The organism is Roseibium sp. AWQ4_254 (assembly GCF_056161025.1).
In genome coordinates this window covers 1-22,582 of record NZ_JBSWYH010000048.1, presented here as the reverse complement: position 1 = coordinate 22,582, position 22,582 = coordinate 1, and the positions used below count along the sequence as shown (strand labels likewise).

General features: G+C 59.6%; 5 protein-coding genes and 2 pseudogenes. 6 read left to right on the top strand and 1 reads right to left on the bottom strand.

All coding sequences use genetic code 11. The annotated features are described in order from the left end of the window. Positions 1-1,081 precede the first annotated feature (1,081 nt). The 6 genes and pseudogenes from ACXAIC_RS23470 to ACXAIC_RS23445 all read left to right on the top strand — a co-directional run. Positions 1,082-12,688, top strand: coding sequence for a hypothetical protein (locus ACXAIC_RS23470; protein WP_475186472.1), 11,607 nt, complete (start codon positions 1,082-1,084; stop codon positions 12,686-12,688). After that, positions 12,685-20,358 (top strand): hypothetical protein, encoded by a 7,674-nt coding sequence (locus tag ACXAIC_RS23465; RefSeq protein ID WP_475186470.1) that lies wholly within the window; start codon positions 12,685-12,687, stop codon positions 20,356-20,358. The genes ACXAIC_RS23470 and ACXAIC_RS23465 overlap by 4 nt, the downstream gene beginning before the upstream one ends. A 68-nt stretch (positions 20,359-20,426) precedes the next feature. Continuing rightward, on the top strand, positions 20,427-21,332 hold the full coding sequence (locus ACXAIC_RS23460) for a L,D-transpeptidase family protein (RefSeq protein ID WP_475186467.1): 906 nt from the start codon (positions 20,427-20,429) through the stop codon (positions 21,330-21,332). A 33-nt stretch (positions 21,333-21,365) separates the two neighbouring features. Beyond that, positions 21,366-21,677 carry a hypothetical protein gene (locus tag ACXAIC_RS23455; protein WP_475186466.1) on the top strand — a complete coding sequence of 104 codons (312 nt, stop codon included), beginning with the start codon at positions 21,366-21,368 and terminating at the stop codon, positions 21,675-21,677. 226 nt (positions 21,678-21,903) lie between these two features. Continuing rightward, positions 21,904-22,293: an IS5 family transposase gene (locus ACXAIC_RS23450; protein ID WP_475186462.1), complete on the top strand. Its 390-nt coding sequence runs from the start codon at positions 21,904-21,906 to the stop codon at positions 22,291-22,293. Then, positions 22,182-22,436, top strand: a pseudogene (locus ACXAIC_RS23445) (transposase); the annotation flags it as partial. The gene ACXAIC_RS23450 and the pseudogene ACXAIC_RS23445, both read left to right, overlap by 112 nt. A gap of 54 nt (positions 22,437-22,490) precedes the next feature. Here ACXAIC_RS23445 and ACXAIC_RS23440 read toward each other — a convergent pair. Beyond that, positions 22,491-22,582: pseudogene (locus ACXAIC_RS23440) on the bottom strand (transposase); the annotation flags it as partial.

The following is a 22,582-nucleotide window of genomic DNA, read 5'->3' as shown; positions in this document are numbered from 1 at the left end:
TCACTCTCCTTTTATGCCTCTTGGGGCGTGTGCTACGACCCCGCATCATAGGCTCAGGAGAGTGGCCGCCGGAATTACGCTATGTATAGAGACAAAGCCTCTCCGGTGGGGCTTTGCTCGTTCTATACCCAAAACAACGACCCCACCAACAGACAAGTAAATAAATAAATATATTTAGAGCTTTATAAAAAATTTGATAGAAGAAAAAGAAAAGATAATAGTAATTAATAATTTTATAAATATTTATGCATATTTTGTTGGGCTTATTTTTTCAAAAGAACCCTAAATAAAGTCCTTCAATTTTGAGAACAATCATTTATTGCTGAGAGAGCAGACTAGTTGTAGAAGCCAAGCGAGCAAAAGAGCCCGTCAACGACGAACCGACTTACGCCAATTTTTCTTCGCACTTCCTCCCTCCACCCTTAGGTTCTTTCTGACGCTCCGCCCACCGCGGGGCGGAATCAGCGCAGTATTTCAGCACATTTTGTCAAATGAAAAATCCATTTCCGATTCCGATTAGCTCAGACGTTTGAACAGGTAAAATAGACGTAAAATCTGCAAGTTAGCTATAATTTTTGCTTAAAAAAGTATCGGAAAATGAGAAATTTTTCGTTTTTTGAATTGTTTAATGCTCGCTCAAATTAAACTTCTTTTTCGTCAATAGCGAAGTTGGCTGGAAGTTTTCTTAGTCTTCGCCGGACAAAAGACAAAACCGAAAACGCGCTAATTAAACTCGCGTTTATGCGGCGCCAATTCATCAAGAAAAACCACTAACTTAGCAAAAAATACAATTTTTAATTGACTATCTTAGCGTCAGTTCCCCTAATGATAGCCAGTATTGCTAGATCATGTTTTGGGGTAGGGGCATGATTAAACAAATATATATCAAGCAGTTTGGTTCAAAGTGGGGCCCCAAATGGCCTTCATAACGGTAATCGGTCAGGGCAATGGTCGTATAGATATTCAGGGGCGGGATCGCGAAAATGACAGCCAGCCCTTCGTCTTTGATAGCGTTGTCATCAAAAAAGACGTGGTAACTTCCGCTCTTAAGTTGTCTGAACCAATATCCATTGATGCAGACGTGGCGAAGGTCTTGTTTGACGGCACAAGGCTGAAGACTTTCGAAGCTATTAAGCGGGATGCCAATAGCACTGCGCTTGCAAGGCTCGCCGACCTGCGCGAGGACCTTAGCCGGCGCACGGTCCGGATCGAAGACGACCGCAGGATTTCCTTCTTTTCTGGCGGGAACGAATTCGAAGTCAACAACGACAGCGTCTCGGAATTGTCGTTCCACTTGCCATTTCTGGAACCAGAGGGAGCTGACCGGCCTGCACGATTTTCCGCCAAACTACAGATCAAGGCCAAACTGGATGCGGATCTGAAGGACTTTGCGGTCAAGACGAACGCCGATGCGGAGATCGAGTTCGAAGTTCACATTACTGCCGACCCGAATGCGGTGCTGCAGGATTTCAAACTCGACTTTCGTGCCCTGTCGGATGAGCTTGACGGGGTCATCGCCGACCTCCCGGACATAGATTTCTCGAGCCTGTCCCTAGATGGTCTGTTGCTGCCGGATTTCAACGAGGCGTTCAAGAAGTTCCTTCCAGCGTCTCTGCCTGTGCCGGAAGTTCTGAAGGATATCGAAGTCACGTCGGCGATCACCGATCCGCAGGTGACCGTTACGATTGGCTCCGGTGCCCTAGCGCTCTCCCTTAAGGCGTCGTCGGTGGTTTCAACGGTCCGTTATGACGGAACCGAACTGCTAAAGGTCACGGTCGACAATTTCGCGATGGACATAACGGGCAAAGGCGCCGTCAAGATGGCGGGCGAGGTGACCGTTGCTGTTGCAGATGCCGAAGCGGACAGGGAAATCATAGTCAGTCCGGACGCGTTCCCCCTGAAGATTACCCTGACGTTCGGCGGTGTGAAGGATGTGTCCTGGGACTCGGCCTCGAAAGCCTTCGAGGCGACCTGGATCTTCAAGAAGATCAGCATTGAATTGAAGGAAGACCCGGCCAATCGGATCGATTTCCGGCTGAACCTGAAGACCAGATACGTGAACGAGCGGACGGAAGTCGACTTTTTCGATTTTCAATTGCTGAACCTGTCCGCGGCTGTCGATCTCGAGGCGCCGGGCTTCCGGTTTCCAAACCTGGTGCCATTCGTCATCCGGTTCGATCCGCATGCGCTGGATGACATGAAGGAATTCCTAAGGCGCCTGCAGCGGATGCTGGGCGCGGTCCTTCGGTATCTCGCCAAGGGAGCAGAGGCGGTTGGTACCCTTCTGTCGAAACTCGCGGAGGCGACAGCCGAGGTGCTGGCACGGCTGATCGAAGCCCTGGCGGACATGGTGCAAAAGGCCAGGGGCCATGTCGTGCTTGCGATCTCTCTTGAAGCGCGCAGCTTCAAACCGGTGCAAATCGCCCTGACGACGGCACACAAGGCGGCTGACGAGCCGGAGGAACAGGCTTTCGACGGCTCGTTCTTCAAGCTGAAGCTTGCCGGCAAACCGCGTCCGGCGTTGGTTTATGACCTGCGCAACGACTGGGTTGGGCTTGTTCTGCTGCACGACAAGGCGCAGCCGTCGCGCGCGACGCTGGAAACGGATCTCTGGCTGTCGCCCAAGGGAAGTACGACGCAGTCGGTCGGCAACCTGTCCGACGACGACAAGGCGGACCCGCTTCTGTCAATCACAGCCCAGGCCATAGCCAAGCAGCCGGACATCGTGCTCGCCGCGCTGAAAAACGGCCAGGGCAGCTTCTTCCAGAAAACCGAAGGGGCGGCCAGGACGGCAAATGTGGGTGGCACCATCGTTCGCCTTCTAACGAAGCCATCGGGCCTCGCCGATCTTTCGGCCGAGGATATTACACTGACCGTTGACTACGACGGCCTCCAGGACAAGGTCCTGTCGCTTCTGCCCAGTGCGCCAGCGAGCGGCGGCGGCGGATTTCTCGACAGCCTTTCGCAAAAGGTCAAGCTTAAGAAGGGCGAGGGTGATCCCGAGTTCAAGGACGGGGTCCTGTGCATCCCGTTCCAGATCGAGATTACCGTCACGTTGCCGGGCGGTACGAATGGCTCCGGCGCGGAAGACGAATTCAAGGTGGAAGCCGATCTCGTGGTGCAGATCGATACGCGAACGCTGCAGGCGCGTCTCGATGGCGACGAGGTCGAGATAAAAATCGCTGAGGCCTTCAAGGAATACAACGCCTTCGGCCTAAAACTCAAAATCTGGAGGAATGACAACAAAGCCATTTTCGTTCTGAATTTCGGAGACGGGAACCTGCGCCTGGACCTTGCCGAAAAGGCGCGGATGGAGGTCATCTACGACCGTCTATCGACGTCCGGACGCGGGCTGGTCCTGAAGGCGGAACGGTTCGGAATCGGGCATGGCGGTCTCGACCTGACGGCCGTTTTTACAGATGAACCGGTCCGGCTTGCCGGTGTCGACCAGTCGTTCCGTTTCAAGAGCGGGTCGATCAGGATCGAAGGTGGCACGCTGATCGGCGGGACGCTGTCCGGATCCGGCCCGTTGCCGCCTGCGCTGGTGGGCGAGGCGGTTGCGGAGATCGACCTGACCTTCGGCAACCAGAACGGCCGGCTGAAGGTCATTTCGGCGGATGCAACCTTGAGCAATGCCGGGGCGCCGCTCTATTCGACCGGAACCAGGTTCCGGTTCGACCTCGACCAGATAAAGTTGGCCTACCGGGATGTCGACAGCGGCGGCGAGCATTTCTTCTTCATGCTCTGGGGCAAGGCCGCATTCGAGCCGGGGCCGGACGAATTCACGAGCGGCATTCTCACCAACCTCAAATCCGTCGCCATCACACTGGAAGGGGCGCCGCTGACGGGCGACGCCAGCGAACTGCTGAAACACATCGGTTTCCTGGTGGAGCTCGATCCGCCGATCCAGGAAAATCTGTTTGACGTGTTCGGCTTTGAAATCCGCGGCATCGCGCTTTATCCGCAAAGCGACAAGTGGCGGGACAAGCCGCCGGCGATCGGGATTGCCGGCCAGATATCCTTCATGAAGGCGGGCGATGTCATTCGCTCCGAAATCGACTGCCACGAACTCCTGCTGACCTATGGCGATCCGGAGAAGAACTCGGCCCTGCCGCGCCTGCGTGCCGATGGCCTGTCCGTGTTGCTGGAGGTCAACGGGCTGGCACGGGTCGAGGCAACGGCGGTGGCCGTCGACGGCAATCTCCCGTCCATCTATACGCCGGTGGAAATGCCGGCCGATGTCACCGCGGACGGGTTCCTTGCCGCTGGCCGGGTCGAGATCAAGGGCCTTGGCGCCTACGGCGGTGCGATGGGTTTCCTGGAACTGGGGAAGGAAGGCGTGTCCCGGCGAAAGCACGCGATGTTCCTCTACGTCCAGGCGGAGAAACTCGCCGAGCGTATTGATACGCCCGTTGGTCCGTTGTGGATCCGCGAGGCCGGGGCAGGGCTTGGCGTCAACTACACGCTGTCCGCGATTGCCGCCGCCGATCAGGCGGAATCTCCGAGAGAACTGGTGCGCAGCCTCGACGAGATTTCCAAGCTGCAGGGCAACCTGAGCAACTTCAACGCCTGGACGCCGCAATACGACAAGGACGCCCTGACCTTTGCGCTGCGCGGCATGATCTCGATGACAAGCGGATCGCAATCGTCATCGGCCTACAATGAAAAGGCCGAAAAGAATCTCGCGAACCCGCTCCTGATCGATGTCGTCCTGGCGCTTCGGACCGACCTGACCTTCTTTGCGAACCTGCGCGGCTGGCTGACAACCAACTACCACGACTGGTTTTCAGCGCCCGCCACCGCGTCCTGGAAGGAAAAGCCGACCCTTCGGGGCTATCTCTATTTCTCCGTTCCCCGCCGGGAGTTTCTGGCGCGTGCCATTGCCGATGGCTCGGGCGTGGTCGGCAAGCATCCCGAGCTGGACAAGAGCCTCGTCAAGGCGCTGGAGGCAAGCCGGTTTGCCTCGACCCTCTACATCCGCCCCGGCCTTTACCACATGGAAATGGGCTGGCCGTACGAAATCGGCTTTAACCTTGGCGAGCCAGGCAAGAAGTTCTGGCTGAGTGTATCGGGCGGCACGATCGTCCGCATCGAGGATGCAACAGCCCTGTTCGGGATCGCATTCCGTGCTTCGGGCGGGATGTATTTCGAGGGCCGCGCCGGCGGCAGCAGCTTCGGCGCGGCCGTCTCGGCCGTTGCGAGCTTCGCGCTGGGCGCCAAGTTCATTGCCTACATCGAACCGTTGGATCCCAAGGAAACGCTGTTCTACGGCGACATATTCCTCAACATCTCGATCGACTTCGGCGTATCCGTCTGGCTGTCATTCAAGATCTTCCGCAAGCGGATAACCCTGCGCATCGGGTTCTCGATCATGCTGACCGTGTCGGTCGCGGCGGAAGTCGTGCTGAGCGGCCAAGGCGTCGGGGCGCGGGTCCAGGCCACGGTCGGCGTGCGCGGTTTCGGCCGTACGATCGCGATAGGCATCGGCTTTGCCTTCGGCGATGGCCATCTGGAACGGGCGCGGGCGAGAGTTGCCCGGTTCATGACGCTGGGCCTTGGTGTCGACATTCCAAAGGGGGACACGCTTCACACACCGCCGCCGGCCCCCGAACCGGCCCGCGGGCCACGCACCCAACTGGCGGACGAACGTCTGGACCGGTCGACGCCACTGCCGCGTCCGCCCCTGCCGGAAGAGGACGAAGCGGTCGAGGCCGCATCGGACAGGGTTGCGGGACACTTCGTCGGAAAATCCGATTTCTGGGCGATGCTGATCGATGCCGGCGAGCACGATCTTGCCGCGCATGGAATGGGCGGGGGAACCGAGAAGCTCTATATCCTGCAACTGCTTCCCAAGGACCTGTCGGAGCTAAAGCCGGGGGATGTGGATAAAAAAACGCCGCAAAACATATCGACGTTCTTTACCGAGCCTTTCAATTTCATTCCCGGACGGCTGTTCGGAACTGACGAGCGTCCCGACATATTCGCCGACTACGAAATCTCCGTCGCCAATGGAGGCACACTGCCTAAGCACCGGCTGAAGAAGAACGGACTGGAGGCAATCACCGAAAACACCGTCAAGATCCGCGCAGAGCTTGGTCAGATGCTCGGCGACGCCGTTGATATCAACGCGCTGCTGGCCGACTGCTTCCTGGCAGGACCTGGCGGGCAAGACGGTGACAGTCGTCCGAACAACCTTGAAAAACCGGAGGATAGTTTAGTTCCTCCCGGACATATTGGGGTAGCAAAGAACGCCATTTCCTTTGGCGAGCCTGACCCGATCCTGTTCCTGAATCCAACGGCTCCTTCGTCAACTCCGGCGGTCGATGCGCTGAACGCGCAAAGGTCACGCGATGATGGAGCGCTGGGCCCGGATGCCGCCAACAAGGAAACGCGGGTCGCCTCCTTCGACGTTAACGAGCGGCGCTCGGCCGTGATCAACAAGGTCGGCGAAACGCTGCGCCAGCTCGGAGATACAGCCCGTACCCCGGGTTTCAATAAAGAAGGCTGGGATCGCTCGGAGAAGCAGGATATCGACGCCCGAGATTTCGGCCTGACCTTTGTTATCCGGGAAAGCGAAATCGCCTCCCTTTTCGAGGATTTCAACAAGGATCAGCCGGAGCAGCCGCTCGAAGGAAAATTCAACATCAAAAAACGGGTCTGGCGCAAAGACGGTTCCGGGGGGCAGGGATGGGACTGGTCCGATGAGGGGAAGATCGAGCTTCTGCGGCACCCCGACGCCAGCTTTGAAAACCGGCAGCCCCGGCTTGAAAAGCCCAGGGCGATTGCCACAACCGACGGCCTGGCCCTGTTCTGGGACCTAGAGCCTGCCTTCGCCAATGCCTCGTCGGGTGACGGGTTCGAATTTGTCGCGGATCCGGAGACCCATCTCGATTATTACGAAATCGAACGAAGCTTCGAAGGTACGGACTTCAAGTGGACGCATACCTTCCAAAGCCGCACGACCACGCGCCTGGACTTCGGTGACGAGAAGGGAACCGCCCAGGTCAAGCGCGAACGCGCGACGATGCATCTGTGCGATGACCTGAGCGAAGGCGGGATTACGGAGGATTTCCGGGCCCTTCTGCTCGGCACGCCGATCCCCTCTGGTCGGACCGCGCGCGACGTCTGGAAGACGACGGTGCTCGATACGCGGAAAGTCAAGGTCATCTACAAGATCACCGCGGTCGACGAAATGGGCACCCGAACCTCGCAGCGTGTCCTGGAATATGACGTGCCCCGTCCGGCGGCTGTCGTGCCGGCGCCCCTGGCCTCGAGCCTGACGGCGACCTTTGCCGGCGGGATGCCGACGCGGACGACCAGTCCGAAAGTGGCCATGCGGATCGATCTTGCGGACAAGGACCAGGAGCAGGACGCGCTTGCCGCGACCTACAGGATTCGTATCCGTTCCTCCGAACTGAAGGGGGGCGGGCTCTACGGCGTCGATGCCGTGGACGACGCCAAGTCGCGTCCGTCGAATTCCGAAATCAACGTCAAGCGGGTCGGGGACATCGATCTGCGCCTCAAGCATTTCATCAACGATCCGACCAACGGCATTCCCATCCGCGTTTACGCTGGCGACGAGCTTCTGGGCCCGGACACGCCGCCAAGTTTCAAGGCCGTCGATGAAGAGGGTGCTCCGCTTGCCGGGAACACACTGAACCGGTTGCTGGAAGCGCTCGGTAACGAGGCGGGCATGACAGCGCGCAAGGCTCGCCGGGTATTCCTGAGGCGTGAGGAAGCCGATCCGAGGGATCAGGACGAGCAGGTTTACAGCGCGTGGGGCATCGTAGAGACCCAGCTTCGGGTGTTGCCCGACGAAGACACGGATGCGGATCAGCGGGGGATCTACAACAACGTCGTCGAATTGTACGAAAAACCGCTTGACCTTCAATTCGAGACGTTGAACAGAACCCAGCTTCAACGCAAGGCAGGGCGGCTTGAACTGCAGTATCCTGCACGCGGCTCCGACCTCGGGGCTCTGGTTGGCGACAAGTCCGATGCGGTAAACAGCAAAGTAGCGGTCACCCGGCACCTGGATCCCGACCGGCGGTCCGCCATTCAGCTCGACATCAATATCCGGCCGAAGGTGGCAACCACGGACGGGTCGGAGGCCTCGACCACACTGGTTGGCGGCTTCGATATCTTCACCCTGGATCCGGCCCGGCTGCGACTGACCGATGACCTGCCTGATTTCGATGGACCGATCCATCCCCACACCATCGACACCGAAGTCGCGGCCGGTCATGCGGCCCGGGCGGCTCGCCGCCGGGCGTCGGTCAAGATCCTGCCGCGGTCTCTGGCGGGACTGTTCCCGGAAGCCGTTCCCGACTTCCAGACCATAGAAGCGCGCTATCCGTCCGGCACAATGCGCACGGATCCTCTGCGCCAGGGCAAGCGAAAGCGCGGCACATGGTATTCGGCTTCCGAGTCGCTCCTGGCGTTCCCGGCCGCCCGGCTGCGCCGCTCGCTGTTCCCGACCCCCGACGAAACCCTGATTTCCTCCCTGCTCGACGGGCGGAACATCAAGGACATTGTCATCCAGATTGAGGCGCCGAATGCCCCTAAGTACCTCGCTCCAGCCGGTATGCAATGGGGCAATATTCGCGGCGTGAAAGTGGTGGACCAGTCGGAGGGAGGCGGATCGATCCTTGCCAAATTCCAGATCAGTCTGGACACGGAGGAAGAGGATTCCGCCGAAGACAGAAGGACAGGATTGAGGGCACGCCACCTGCGTGCTTTCCTGCGCGAACTCCGGTTCGGAAACGACGGAAAAACCGCCGAACGCCAGTCCGCGGATCGGGGTTATGCCGACTGGCGCCGGACCCTGACCGCCGACAAGCTGTCGGTTCCGTCCGGCGGAACATTGTCCCGGATCAATACGGAAATCGCCGGGTTCGACCTTCAGGTCACGTTGTCGGCGACAGCAGAAGGCTATGAAGAAAAAAGAACCGAGATCCGGACGGTCAATCTCCATTCCGAACTGCACCCAGTCCTGGAAGAAACCCTTGCCCAGCTTGTCTACGAGGAGCAGAAGGCGGGTGACGAACACCCGGGGGCAATCTACCGGGCCTACGAAGTTGTTCGGGAAGCCAGGACGCCGGTGGAGGTTTCAGCGGAAAACGGGCCGCCGAAAGATGCAAAGAAACTGGAGAAATTCACCGATCAGTTCGCACCTGCCACGGATCCCTATGGCTGGGGCGCCCTGCGCGCACTCGGTCTGGCGGAGGGTTTTCGTCTTTATGACATGAATGCGGGCCAGTACCTGTCCGGCAAGGCCCTGCTCAAGCGGGTCAACAAGGCCTTCGGGAAAGCGATCGAGATCTACCACCTGCCGGGTATTCCCGATGACTTCGAGAGGGCTCTTACAAGCGGGCATAACCTGGGTGCGCCCATGGTTGACCTTGTCGACCAGGCTGACAGGTTCATGTCAATCAGTTCCTACAGCGGTCGCAATGAACGCACTTCGGATGACACGGGAGCGATCCTGGAAGGCAACAGCGCTATCGTCCAGATCTCCCTTCGTCCGCGCCCGGCCCAGTCGCTGTTGGTCCGGGCCAGGGATTTCCCGCACACAAGCAACCCTTATCCGGTTCGCTATTACCTGCTCAAGGGGACAAAGAAGGGCAACATCCAGCAAGGGAAATTGCAGCTGAGGGAAGGCTATGTCGTCGATCTGAAGCTGCGGGCAGGGATCAGCCCGAGAACCGGTATGCGCCGCTGGGCCAACGAAAGGACCGCCGAATGGATTTTCGAAAATCCACCGGAGGGAATGCCCACTGACTTCGTGTTCAGGAATTTCGACATCGCAAGCGTCATTTCCGAGGAAGAACTGGCCGCGATCGCGGCGGCCGGACCGGAGGATATTGTCGGGTACCTGAGGGTCACCGGCATCGGCACACGCGGTGACGGCGAAAACCGCATTCCCGGGCAGGTGAGCGAAGAACTCTGGCGCTCGATCGAAGGAGAGCTGAACAAGGAGTTTGACGGCCTGGTCTCACTGACACTTTCGGAGACGCCGAAGGCGATTGGAGACACGTCCGAGCAGCCCGATTTCGCGGAAGATCTCTTCGACCGCTTCCCGCCGCTGGACGGCGATCTGCTGGGCATGCTCGAACTCGGTAAAAAACGACGGCCGCAAGGCGCGCCTGCCGGCATATCACCCTATGAAACATTCCTGCAGCATCTGCCTGCGGGGCTTGCGCCGCCCGACATGCGCTGGCCAACCGGGGGCGAGGCCACTTCTGGGCGAAAGGGAGCGGGAGACCGGTTGAACAACCACAGTGCCTGGTGCGCGCGCTTCCTCGATCACGGGACCGCCCGGGCGAGGACGGTACCGGGCATGCCGCCCAAGATCGAGTTCTCTCTGACGTCGCTGACGGGTGAGGATGGCCTGGCACGTGCACCGGATGCGACCGGCGTGCTAAGCACCTTCTTCATAGAACCAACGCAAGCGGGTCGCGAACTGTTGTTTGCCGTCCGTCCATACTCCCGGTACGCGGGCGTCGAGGCCCAGATAGACGGGACCTTGCGCGTTGCTGAGCTTACCGCCTCGGCCCTCGGCAAAGAACGCTGGCGGCGGTCTTTCCGGCACGTGGCCTTGCCGCGGACCCGCCCAGCGGAAAGCCCGGGAATCCTGTCCGTCGCCCGAACCGGCGACCGTGATGAGCAGGAAATCGAGCTGGTTGTCGCGCGCAGCAAGGACCAGATGACCGGTCTTGGCAACATTCCTGCGGAACGGGCCTTGCAACCGGGATGGTCGGCAGTCGAATTGCGCGCTGGCTTCCCTGCCCACCTGCGGGCGAGCCATTTGATGGGCGCGGGTTTCGACTGGATGGACGGTCTCAAGCCACCCAGCGATGCAATGGGTGACGTCCTTGAAGGGAAGGTCGTCGACGGCAAGGTGATTTACGACATGCAACGCCGTGTTCCGGACACCTGGCGCGGCGCGATTCGGTTCGGCCTGCGCGGCTTGCCCCACTTCCTGCGCACGACAGCCCTGGCGCACCAGTCCGCCGGTGTGATTGTGTCCGGCGTGACCGGAATGATCCTGCCCGAAGCCGGGTTCAAGCTTCGCCCGCCGCCGCTCAAGGACGTGGATGCGGAAGCCGGCGATCCGCGTCCGCCGTGGGGCGAAACGGCGAAGCCTAGCTGGACTCTAGTGCGTCACACCAAGGGCGGAGAGCAGGTCATCCGGATTCATTTCGACATCCCGCTGACACGCAATCTCGATCTGATCCCGGATGGAGAACTGAAAGCCCTGACCGGCGGTGATTTCAGGGCGCTGGGCCCGGTCTATCATCTGCCCGACGCCAAGGCGAGTTACCGGATCTCCTCGGCAAGCGCCGATGGAAGCACACTGTCCGGGCAAATCGAGATCCTGCCGACCGTGTTTGAGGAAAAATCGGAACAGGAAGCGGCGCTCTACGGGGTCGCTCGGTCGGGCCAGCTGTTCAGCCAGATCGCTGCCGTGCAGAAACCGCGCGCACGCGGCGAAACCGATCAACCGGTAGATATCGGTGACCGGGATGCCATCAGAAACTGGCGGCTTTCCTTCTCCGCGGACATGCCGGCAAAGTCACCGGCGGCGAGAGTAAAGACCGAGGTTGCGGATTTTGCACTGAAGTGCCAGGGTTTGCTGAATTTTGCCAATCCGGTCGGGCTTGATTTCGACGCCGGTGCTTGGGGTGCATGGGCGCCTCGGCGGAAAGTTGTCGCCCACATTCCGTTCGACTTCCGGACCAACCTCGGAACGCTTCAGCAGAACATCCAGCAGGCGGAAGCACACCTGTCGGCCTTTGCTGACGATCCCGGTGTTCAGGGCCTGAAAGGGCAATGGGACCTGTTCCTGGATCCCGATGCTCCGACGTTCCCCTATCCGATCCTGATGCAAGGGTCGTACGAGTTGTCCGGGACTCTGCCGATCGGCGTCAGCCTGCCGGCCGATGCGCAGTTCCTGTTGTTCACCGAAGAACCCCACTGCGAGCGGCGTGACGTGTTTTACAAGGATCTGCAGGTCACACTGGCCATGCGTGCGAAGACCCATTCGATCATCCGGGCGGCCTATGCGGGTGCGCAGGCGGAAGACGCGATCGAGATCTTCGAGGCAGAACTCGACGCGCGCAGGCAGGCACTGCAGCCAGGTTTTGGTTACGTGGGACCGGTCTATGCCCCGTCCGAGGGTCAAGTGCCCCATCCAGGGGTCGCTCCGTTTACCGGCTTCCAGCTTAGGGCATACACGCTGCAAGGCGAGCACAGTTCCGAAGCGGTGGAAAAGGCGCTTCTTGCGCTCTTCGAAGCCCTCCGGGAAAGGGCCGGCGAACGAAACGACGATGTTCTTGTCTGGCGGATCGACCGGACCATCAACGAGTACTTCGGTCGCGCTCAAAGCGCCGACGACCCGCTTCCGCCGATCGTGGTGCCGGTCCCGGCCGGCGCCGAGCCTGTCGATGTCGAAGACTGGGAAGAAGACAGGGACGGCGACAATCAGCCCAGGGGAGACTTCCAGTACGGATTCCACCAGGTTCCCGAGTTTGCCGAGATCGGACAGCTTGCCGGCGACGTTGCAGAGCCGTTCGTCGCGTTGCTCGAAAGAGCCCTGTTTTCGGAGGGAGGGCTGAAACTCAGCTTCTTCAAGGGGGATGCAAGACCCGTCTCTGTCTCCGTTGAAGCGAGGAGGAGCGAACCATGAGCGCCACCGGTCTCCGAGAAGTCCGGTTCGTCGGACCCACGATCGCCAGCCCGGCACATGGCGACCAACCTCTCTACCTGCTGACCTGCCAGTTGCTCTATACGCCGCAGCCGCAGGACGATCTTGTCGATCGAAACCACGGGCTCCGGACCACGGCGCTGGACCAGGAGATCGAGGACGTCGACATCCTGCAGCACGATGATCTCGATTCGGTTTTGGTGCAGCGGTCGGTCCTGCTGCGCGCCCGAATCGACGGTGAGCCTGATACGGACCGGCGCTATGTCTTCCTTCAACCGCCTCTCCAAGAAGTGATCGGACCGGCCGAGGAAGGCGGCGGTCAGGCAGGAGGCGGTGGGGGTGGCCTGGGCGCCCAGGACGCAAGGGTCGTTCTTCTGCCGCCCGAAGACCGCGGTGTGATCGACGTCCTTGCAAGGCCGTATAGTTCCTGGCCACCGTCGCGCCTGGACGAGCATGGCCTCCGTCAGATCTACGTACCGCCATTCCACCTTGCCGCCGGTGGCGTTGACGTACGGGTGGACCCGTTCAACGGCATTCCATCGGCGTTCGGATACTTCCTGAACAATACCGCCGACAGGTCCCGGGTCCTCGGAGGGCTTGAACTGACCAGCCCTCCGGCCGGGGAGGCGGGCGCAACCGTGACACTCGTCCCGGAAGGGATCGAAATCGACGTTGTTCTGCCCAATCCCCTGGCGCTCCTGATCGAGGGGCAGGACGAAACAATCAAGGCGCGGATCCGTATTGAGCCATCGACTGATCCGGTGCGTTTCACGGCAAGGCTTGTCGGGCCGACAACCGGAGAGGAGGACGACAGTCTCCGCCCGCTGGTCAAAGCGCTTGGAAAGGTTTTCGACGCGCTGGAAGTGGCGCAATCGCCGCTTCGGCTTGCCTACGATGACCGGTCGATGTTCCCGCCGCTGCTCTGGCATCTGCGCTATGAAAACTCGCAGCTGCATTTTTTCTGGAACGGGTGCTGGCGGGTCGAACTCGACCCGAAAGTCACCACGCTGCGTGCCGAAACCGACAAGGGGCTGGCTTCCAAGCGTGCCGCAGTGGCCCGTTTCCAGACCGGGGATGGCGCAAGCCTGCGGTTCGTCCAGACCGACACAAACGATGTCAAATTGCAGTACAGCAGTGGCGAACCCCGGGAGGCGGACCTGTCGGTCACCTATTCCAGGGCTGCAGACGACGCGGATTTTGTGACCTCGAAGATCGAGGCCAACGAATTGTCGAGTTATCTGCCGGTCCATGAGGCGATGTCCCGGGAAGCTGCGAAGCTTGGAACGGACCAGGAAGACCTTCAGGCTTTTCTTCCCACGCGCGATGGCGTGCTGCACTTGATGGACCTGTCGGATACGGACAGTGCGCCGGATGACCTGGATGCGAAAAGCGCGTTTGAAGGCAATCTCGTTTTCCGTATTACGGACAGGGCCGCCAGGGAAAAAGCGGCAAGGGCCAGCACGCCCGGCGGCAAAAACGCCGATACATCCGGAAAGGTCATCGAAATCGATGATGCCGAGGCCGCCGGGATTTCCGTCACCTGGGCCAGCAAGAAGGTGCGGGAGATTACAATTGAGGTCGCAGCCCCGACCGGTGGATTGCGCCGCGCGGTCTGGCTCGCGCGCGAAGCGCCCAAACCCTCGCGCCTGTTGCCGACGGGACGGCGGGATCCTTCTCACACACTTGAACTGGTGCCCGTTTTTGGTGGAACTCGCAGCCCGAACGCCAGCTTGACCCTGTCGCTCAAGGAAACGGGGGTGTTCACCTGGAACCTGAAGACGTTTGACGGGGACGGGGCGGTCTCCGGTTCCGCTGTCGACTGGCGTCGCAGCCGGGACTTGCCGCTGATTTCCGCGATGCCAATGTTGTCCGCGAAAATCTCGGACAATGACCCCGGCGCGTTGCGCAACCTCTTCCCCGCGACCCTCGACGCGGCTGCGGGCTGGGAGTTGTCCGGAGATGACAGCGCAGCGCCGCCGGCACTGGCCGGTGAAGAATACGCGCCGCCGAACGGGGTAAACTGGCCCTGGCCGGACACGTCGAAAACGGACTGGGCGAGGCTTTCCGTTCCGTTCGTCAATCCAACGGCGCCGGGGCTGGAATACGACCTTTCAGCCGGCGGTGGCGCCACGCCCAAGGTTTCCCTAAGGTACGACCTGCCGATACTGGACGAGTTCTTCGCCGGTCTGTCCGGCGAGGACGAAGCGAAACCCGGAGAAGCGACGGCGGCGAACGGGTCGCCAATCCCGTCTGACGGGGTACGGGACGCCAATATTCTGACGCGGTTCTGGACCGAGCAGTCCGTGAGGCTTGGCTTCACCCGTACGCAGCGGGCGCGCGCAAGCGGTTGGACGGATTTGCAGAGACCGGAGGCGGACACTTCGACGCCGGGTCCGCTCAAGTTCATCGGCAATCACGACGCCGCGGCAACGCTGCGTTTCGGCAGTTCCTACATCTTGTCAAAGCCCGGCAATGGAACCGTGACGCCGGTCGACGTGAACCTCGGCAACTTTTCAGTTCATTGGGTTGGAGAGGAGGATCCGATTACCTTTTTCGGGCCCAAGGCGCTTCTGGGGATTTCTGGATCTTTCGCGATCGACGAGAATGACAAGGTTGTCAAGGGCGCAGAGGGTGACATCGACGTACAGGGTTTTGCCGCGGCGCTCTTCACGGGCGCTTCTGGACTGAAGACCGATGCCCTCGGCACGGGATTGAATGGTTCGCCAGAGATTTCGGATACATCTGCCGACCGCGGTGTTGCGACAAAGGACAGCGCGATGAGGCTGCACACGATGCACAAGCCCGCTGACATCGTGCTCCAGAACCCGGCCGGCGGTCAGGTCGCGTTGAAATTCTGGTGCCGTGATTTGCCGCTGTCGGAGGAGGGCGTTTTCTCGGCGGCCGGTAACCCGGTGGAAGGGGCGCTCGGGCCCAATCCGGACGTATTTGACGCCGGTAATGCCATCAGGTCGCTTTACGAATGGCGGCTGGCGGCCGACAAAGGGACCGGGCCAAAAACCTACCACTACGATCTTGGTGACCTGCGCTATGTTCCGCTTAGGCTCATCGAGTTCAAACCCGACGAGAGTTTGAAGCTGCTGTGCCGCGTCGGACCGGTACCGCGTCAGGAAAATGCCGGCAATACGCCTTTTACCGACGACAAACCCTACGAAACCGGACCTCTGGTCCAGTTCGACCTGGTATATGACCCGGCCGGGAAGCACTTCGGTGTGGCGGAGCCTGCACCCGGAGAGCCCGCACCCATCCGCAAGATGCTCTCAACGGGTGCGGAACAACTTGCCCTCGAAGATGCGGGGGACGATGACATGCGGGTGAGCTTCCGCCTGAGGGCAAAGCTCAACTGTAAAATCGGCGCCTTCCTGCCGGGCGGGGAAGCGGGCAGCGCCGAAACGATCAGCGTCGTGCTCTCCGGTAAACTGTCGTCCGCGGGCGCGCTTGTGAACACCGAAATCGAGTTCCGCTTGCTGCGAAACGACGTGAAGCTGACAGGCGCTGACACGCCGCCGGACGGGGTAGTCTTTCATCACACGGGCCCGGTCGGAAAGTCCGATGGATTTGTCATTTCCCGTGCGCAACTCCGCCTGGAATCCTCCGGGTCTGCCGATGCCATGCTTGACGTCGAGCTGGTTGGCGGCCTGCCGGTCGATGACCGCGGCGACGGTGCCCCGGCTTCTTTCGGCGTCAAGCGGAATGCCGAAAACGGGGAGGCGGACTACAGCTATCGATGGCTGGGCCTGGAGATCGACGCTCCGGACCGCGTCGTCTTTGATCATGAGCGGGGCGCGCTCGGGTTCTCCTTTACCCAGAAACCGGGAACGATTGCGGCCGGAACACCGTTTCAGGGCCTGCTATCGGATCCGTCAACCTGCAGCCTCCGGCTCGATGCTTCTCTGGTTCTTGTACCGGACGGCGAGAAAGCCTGGTCCGTTGAGTCCGGGCAGGTCAACGCCGGGTTCCATGATCACGATGACGACATGCCGCTGACGCTGACCGCCTTTACAGAGCGCGGCAGGCCGGAGTCCGACGATCCTGTCGGTGAACCGGTCGGCGAGTCGCGCACGCGGAGTAAGCTGCGTCTAAGCCGGGAAGTCAAAAAGGAAGGCGATGAAGGGTACCTGCAAAGCGGCATTCACTGGGATCCGAATGCGGTAACCCTGAACGGGGATACCGCGCCGATACTGACCGATCACGTTGCACTGTCGACGACGGCGTCCGGTAACGGCTGGACGCATTCGGTGCGCACGGTCCTTCGTAACCACGGGATCGATACCAGGCTTCTGGCCCAGTCCGGGGAAGGGGTCCGGCTGGTGAAGGAACTGCCCGTCACCTTGCTGGTCACCCACCTCCTGAGCCGGGCGGACGGAGCCGAGCGCCGCGAATGGAACGCGGTTGAATACGCCGTCCTGACCAGTCCGAGACTCTGGCTTGAGGGTATGCTCGGGTCCGATAACGCCGATCCGGCCGTTTTCGGTCCGCGCTACATGCAAACGGCGGCAAGGTACCGGGGCAGCTCTGATCACTCCGTCATTGTCGGTGGAGTCGGCCCGCGCCGTGACATGTTGAGCGGATTCGACGATCCACTGATCTGCGATGCCCTGCAGCGCGATGGCAACCTGCTCGGGAGCGATGAAACGCTGATCCTGCTCGGCGGAGCACCTTCGTTGAGTCAAACCGGGGGCGATCCGGCAACACTCTTTGTCCTGCCCTGGGTAACCAGGCTCACCGGCGAGACTCTGCCGGCGCCATTCGACAATCTGATGCGGTTTTCGCCGGATCCGGTTGACTGGCGGGCGGCCCGGTTCGATGCAACCGTGACGCAGCTCGACCGGACCCCGGAGGCAGCAATGGTGCATGTCCCCGAGGGAGCCTATGCGGAGGACCAGATCCAGGCGGTGCTAGCCGGCGCCACCCAAGCGGCGCAGGATCAGGGAAACGCCGTTCGGTCGGCGGCGGAGCGGCTGGTCGAGCAATCCTTCGTCGAGGCCGTCGACGCCGCTGCCATGAGCGACCTGTCCCGAGTGCCGATCTTCCTCCATGCCTTGCAGTCTCTCGGTGCGTTTCTGGCAAGAACCAGCGCGGAACCTGATCGTCTGGCGGTCCTGACGGTGCATCCGCTGAAGCGGGGGCACGCCGAGCAGATCGTGATCTGCAAGGCGGATCCGATTGTCGCACAGCTTCCGTTGCCGCCCAGGACTCCGGCGGTTGCCTATTACATTCTGACCCATGGGCGCGACGGCAGAAACTGGAGCCGGGAAATTGATGTTTCCGAACTTCGTATCGAAACCGGTGTGTCCTACGGATCCCAGGCCGATGTGACTGATTTCCTGAATGCGGTCGATCGTGCGCTGCAGACCGTTATGGACAATCTTGGCGAGCCACGCCTGCGGGAAATGGCGGAAAACTTTACTGTCCCGCCGGATGCGGCCATTTTGCTGGCAGAAGATGGTGACGGGGCACCCCTTGCCCTGAAATTCCTGACGCTTGCTGCAGGATTCCAGGAATTCGGCGAACCGGATACCGAACTCACGCCGGAAGATCAGGATGTCTATCCTTCTCCAGCGCTGGGCTGGCCAAGTCTTCCCGGGGGACATGACGCGGATATCGGCGACAGCGCCACGCACGGGCTGATCGAAAGGGACGACCGGCCCATCGTGTCAGGCGAAGCAGGGCTTTCCGCCCGCAGCAGTCTGTTCAGCCTGTCCGGTCGTTCCGACAAGCTGCGCGCGACCGGGAACGCGCGCTATCTCGCCAGCCAGGCGCGGGCGCTTTTCCATCATGGAAGCAAGGCGGCGAAATTTCGATTTGCGGGCGCGGCGGCAGGTCATCTCATGCCCTTGGCCAGCCGCCTCCGGGTCCCTGGCGAAGAGGCTCGCCGCCAGGCCTTGAAGGAGGCCGGGGCTCCCGATCTTGATCAAACCATCAGTCTCATGCCGCTGGCCTACAACCGGTCCCTGATCGGAGAACGGCCGGGTTCGATCGAAACCATGGTCGACGCGGTGCTCGTGGGCGGCGATGCCACGACCGCGAACCTGGACGTCGGGGAAGCGCGGTTCGGCGATGCCGGAATGACCGGATCGGTCGTCATGCGGCAATCAAGAATTCCGCGCTCTCCCAAGTTACCGGTCGGCAAGACACGCGATGAAAGCCGCGATCTGACCCGGCGCAGAAGGACATATGTCTCGCTTGCGGACGAGAAAGAAGCAGGCGTGCCGGGCGACCGGCTGCGCACCCACATGATCCGGCCCTGGCCTGCATCCTTCTGGCGTGTCGGCAAATCCGGGGATGGCCTGCCGGCCGCGCGTATCGTCCTGGAATTGCACGACCCGGTCCTGAAAGAGGATGAAATCGGGGAGACCCTCGAAGTGGGCAGAAACATCAAGCTGCGCCTTCGGGCGCGCATTCAGCCGGATCTGCAGGGCGCCGAGTTGGGCGACGGCCAGGCGCTTCATCTTCTCGTTCGGTCGGGGTTGTTGCGGCTGGTGAACAAGAAGCCTGTCCTCAATGCGTGGCTGACTTTCGGTCCCGACCGGGTATATGCGAGCGAGTTGGTACGCGGGGAACCTGAAACACAGAAGGAAACAGGCGAGACCTTCGTGGACATGCACCTCGAGTTTTCCGCAGAGCATGGCGACTTCATCCTCCAGGAGCTCGCCGCGGATGATCCCTCGAGAATGGTCGCCCTCAATTTCACGATGCTTGGTGACGCGAACGCGATAGAGAAGCCGCCGATGAAGTTCGAGTTGAACCAGGATTTGGAGGGGTATCTTCACGGGCTTCCGCGGGCGATCTCGCTCCCGATGGGACGCAAACCGGCCTTCCGCGAAACGCTGGATGTGCAATCACGGAGTTGTTTGTTCGCCGATGCCGCGTTTGATCGAATTCTCTCGACGCCGGCGGGGCAATCCAACCTGGCTTCGGTCAAGGGCAAGAAGTGGCTTCTTGCAACCGACCGGACCCAGTACGAGGCAGGCGGTACGATCTACTTCGCTTTCGGATCCCTCAACGAAGACAACACGTTCGGTGCTGAAGGCCAGGCGCTGACCCTCGAGCTCACATTGACACCGCCGGCCGGGGATACCGAACCAAGCGAAGAGGAAAAAATCGGGCTGATGATTTCCGGCCTCGGTGAGGTCGAGCTCAAATCCAGCAAGCCTTACATGCTGCCCCTTGGAATGTTGAAGGACAAGGAAAATCCCGGCAGGCCGCTTCCGATGGTTCCGGGCGCGAATTTGCGGCTCGACTTGTACGGCAATGTTGATGGTGAGGAAGTCAAGCTTTTCTACTCCTTTACTATTTCGGACCGTGTCGAAAACCCGACGCCAGCGGCGGTCTACTCTGTCGAAAACCTGGTTGGCGATTTGGACAATGAGGCACGGCCGGATGTGATCCTGCACGCTTCTTCACCGCGCCCGGCGCGGTTCGAATTCAACGACCTTATCGGGGACTTGGCAAAGGGGAACGTCCGCCGGCAAGCCTATTTCGAATGGCGTCACACGGACTTTTCGCAAGGGTCGGATCTGCCCTGGCATATCGCCCTGATCAAGACGGATCGGGCGGGTGGTGCGCAACAGCCGGAGCACACGACGGATTTTGAGAAATCGGTGGAAGAAGATCCTGCGCCCGGTTTGTAGGCTAGTGACTGGGAAAGAGGAAAATTGCCGAGCTCGACTAACAACGTGCATCGGAATTGGGGGGAAAAATGAAAAAGAACAATCTGTTCATTTGCCTTGGAATTGTGGTTCTGGGTATGGTTCTCGGGTTCGCCGCACAGTACTTCAACGGCGTCGTCAAGATTGAACCCGAATCCGGTTGGCAGGACGCATTCTGGTCGAGATTTCAGGTCCTTTTTGTTTTTGCGGTGCTAATTGAGCGCAGCGTCGAGGTTTATCTGCTCGCCGCCGGCTTGAACGGCGATGACCGCTTCGCACCACAAAACGAAAAGCAGGGCAAACAGGCAAGCGTCCCAGTGGCGATCGCCGCTGGGACGCTAAGTATTTTCGTCGCCCTTGCCGGTGTGCGCCTGATCTCCACGCTGGGAGTACTCGACCCGAGTAGCAGTGCCTTTGCAAAGGCGATCTGGTTTGGTGCCGACGTTCTGATCTCGGCCGGTCTTATGGCCGGCGGCTCGGCCCTGTTTCACGAAGTGGCGGAAGTTCTGCGCGGTGGCATCGGTAACCTCGGCAAGAACTTCACAAAGGCAGGCGCACAAGCCGAAACCATGGTTGCGAGTGCTTACACGATCAATGTCACCCGAAATAGCGCCGACACCGGTATCCTGGAGTTCACTTCCGGATCGGTCTCACTCAAGGAAACTTGCTGGTGGGATCCGAACGTCAAGATTACCGCGGGTCGGTATACAGGCTGTTCCAAGACGCGCATGAATTCGAAGACAGATTCGGTGACAGGTGAGAAACGTCCAGGGATTTTTCTGGCAGACGCTGTTGTGCCGGGCACGGATAAGCATACCATTTTCATTCACGAAGGCAAGGACCCCAGCTGGTCCGATGGCTGTATAGTATTGAAGCGTGAAAAGATGATCGATATGTGGAACGAGATTAAACCATCAGACGCTAAAAATGTTCTCGTAGTAATCAAAGATAGCTAGGGTGAAGCGCTAGCTTTATAAGGGAGGCGCACTATGGCTTACTGGACAGTTATTGGAGCCGGACTCGAGGGTGACTTAGAAGGTAAAACCTTTGGACTAACGCTGGATACAGACGAAAAAGAATGGACGGCAAATGGTGCCAGCGTCGACAAGTTCTTTGCTTCTAAGTCTGGAAAATACAAAGAGGTTAGTATTCCGGAGAACGGCACTCAACTTGTCAACGCCTCAGGACAAGAAGCCGCGTTTTTAAAAAACCTAAACGGAACGACCCCTGTCAAAGGAAAGGGATCGGGCAGGGCAACGGAAAAAGGTGTTAACTTTTCTTGGGTGTTAGATAGCAAATAAACAACATTTCTCTACGGTGGTGACTGCCAGTCGATTTGTTTCGTGCGTATTTTGCGTATGGAAAATTTGCTTGTAATAACCCGCGCAAAAAAAGTTCTGTCAAAAGGATTCGCTAAGCATTGGTTACATTTTGTCACCTACGCTCTAGGTTCTGGTCAGGATTTAACGAATAGGGATTCCCTTTTGGCAGCAAATCAGATTCAAGACTGATTTTTGGAGATCAGTCATGTCTGAGACGCGTTACGAGGATGAACTGACGGACGCTCAATGGGCTCGTCTTGCACCGTTGATGCCCGGAGGGTGCCGAGGCAAACGCGGTCCACGAACGGATAACCGGCGTTTTCTGAACGCAGTCTTGTGGATCGCACGCTCGGGAGCCAAGTGGCGTTATCTGCCTGAGCGCTATGGCCGTTACGGCACGGTCAAGCAACGCTACTACGACTGGATTTCAAGAGGCGTTTTTCAAAACATCTTCAAAGCGTTGAATGAGGACGCGGACTTTGAATGGCTCAGTGTCGATGCCACCGTTGTCCGGGTTCATCAACACGCCAGCGGCGCAAGTCGCAAAAAAGGGGCTCTGAAGCCCAGGGTATCGGGCGCTCCAAGGGAGGGCTGACAACCAAGCTGCACGGCGTATGTGACAGTTTAGGGCTGCCCTTGCGCTTTGTCTCCAGTCCAGGACACCGGGGCGAGGTTCTGTTCGGGGCTGAGCTGATCAAGGGCTACAAACCCGGCTATGTTATCGCGGATCGGGCATACGATGCGGAGCATTTCCACGACGCTATTCTTGATTTGGGAGCAACACCCGTCATTCAGATAGATCAATTTTGCGGCCGCGTCATCACTTGGGAAATGGCCGCGGGTTCGTACCGCACGCCGGATTTTCGAGTTGAGCGCCTCAATCG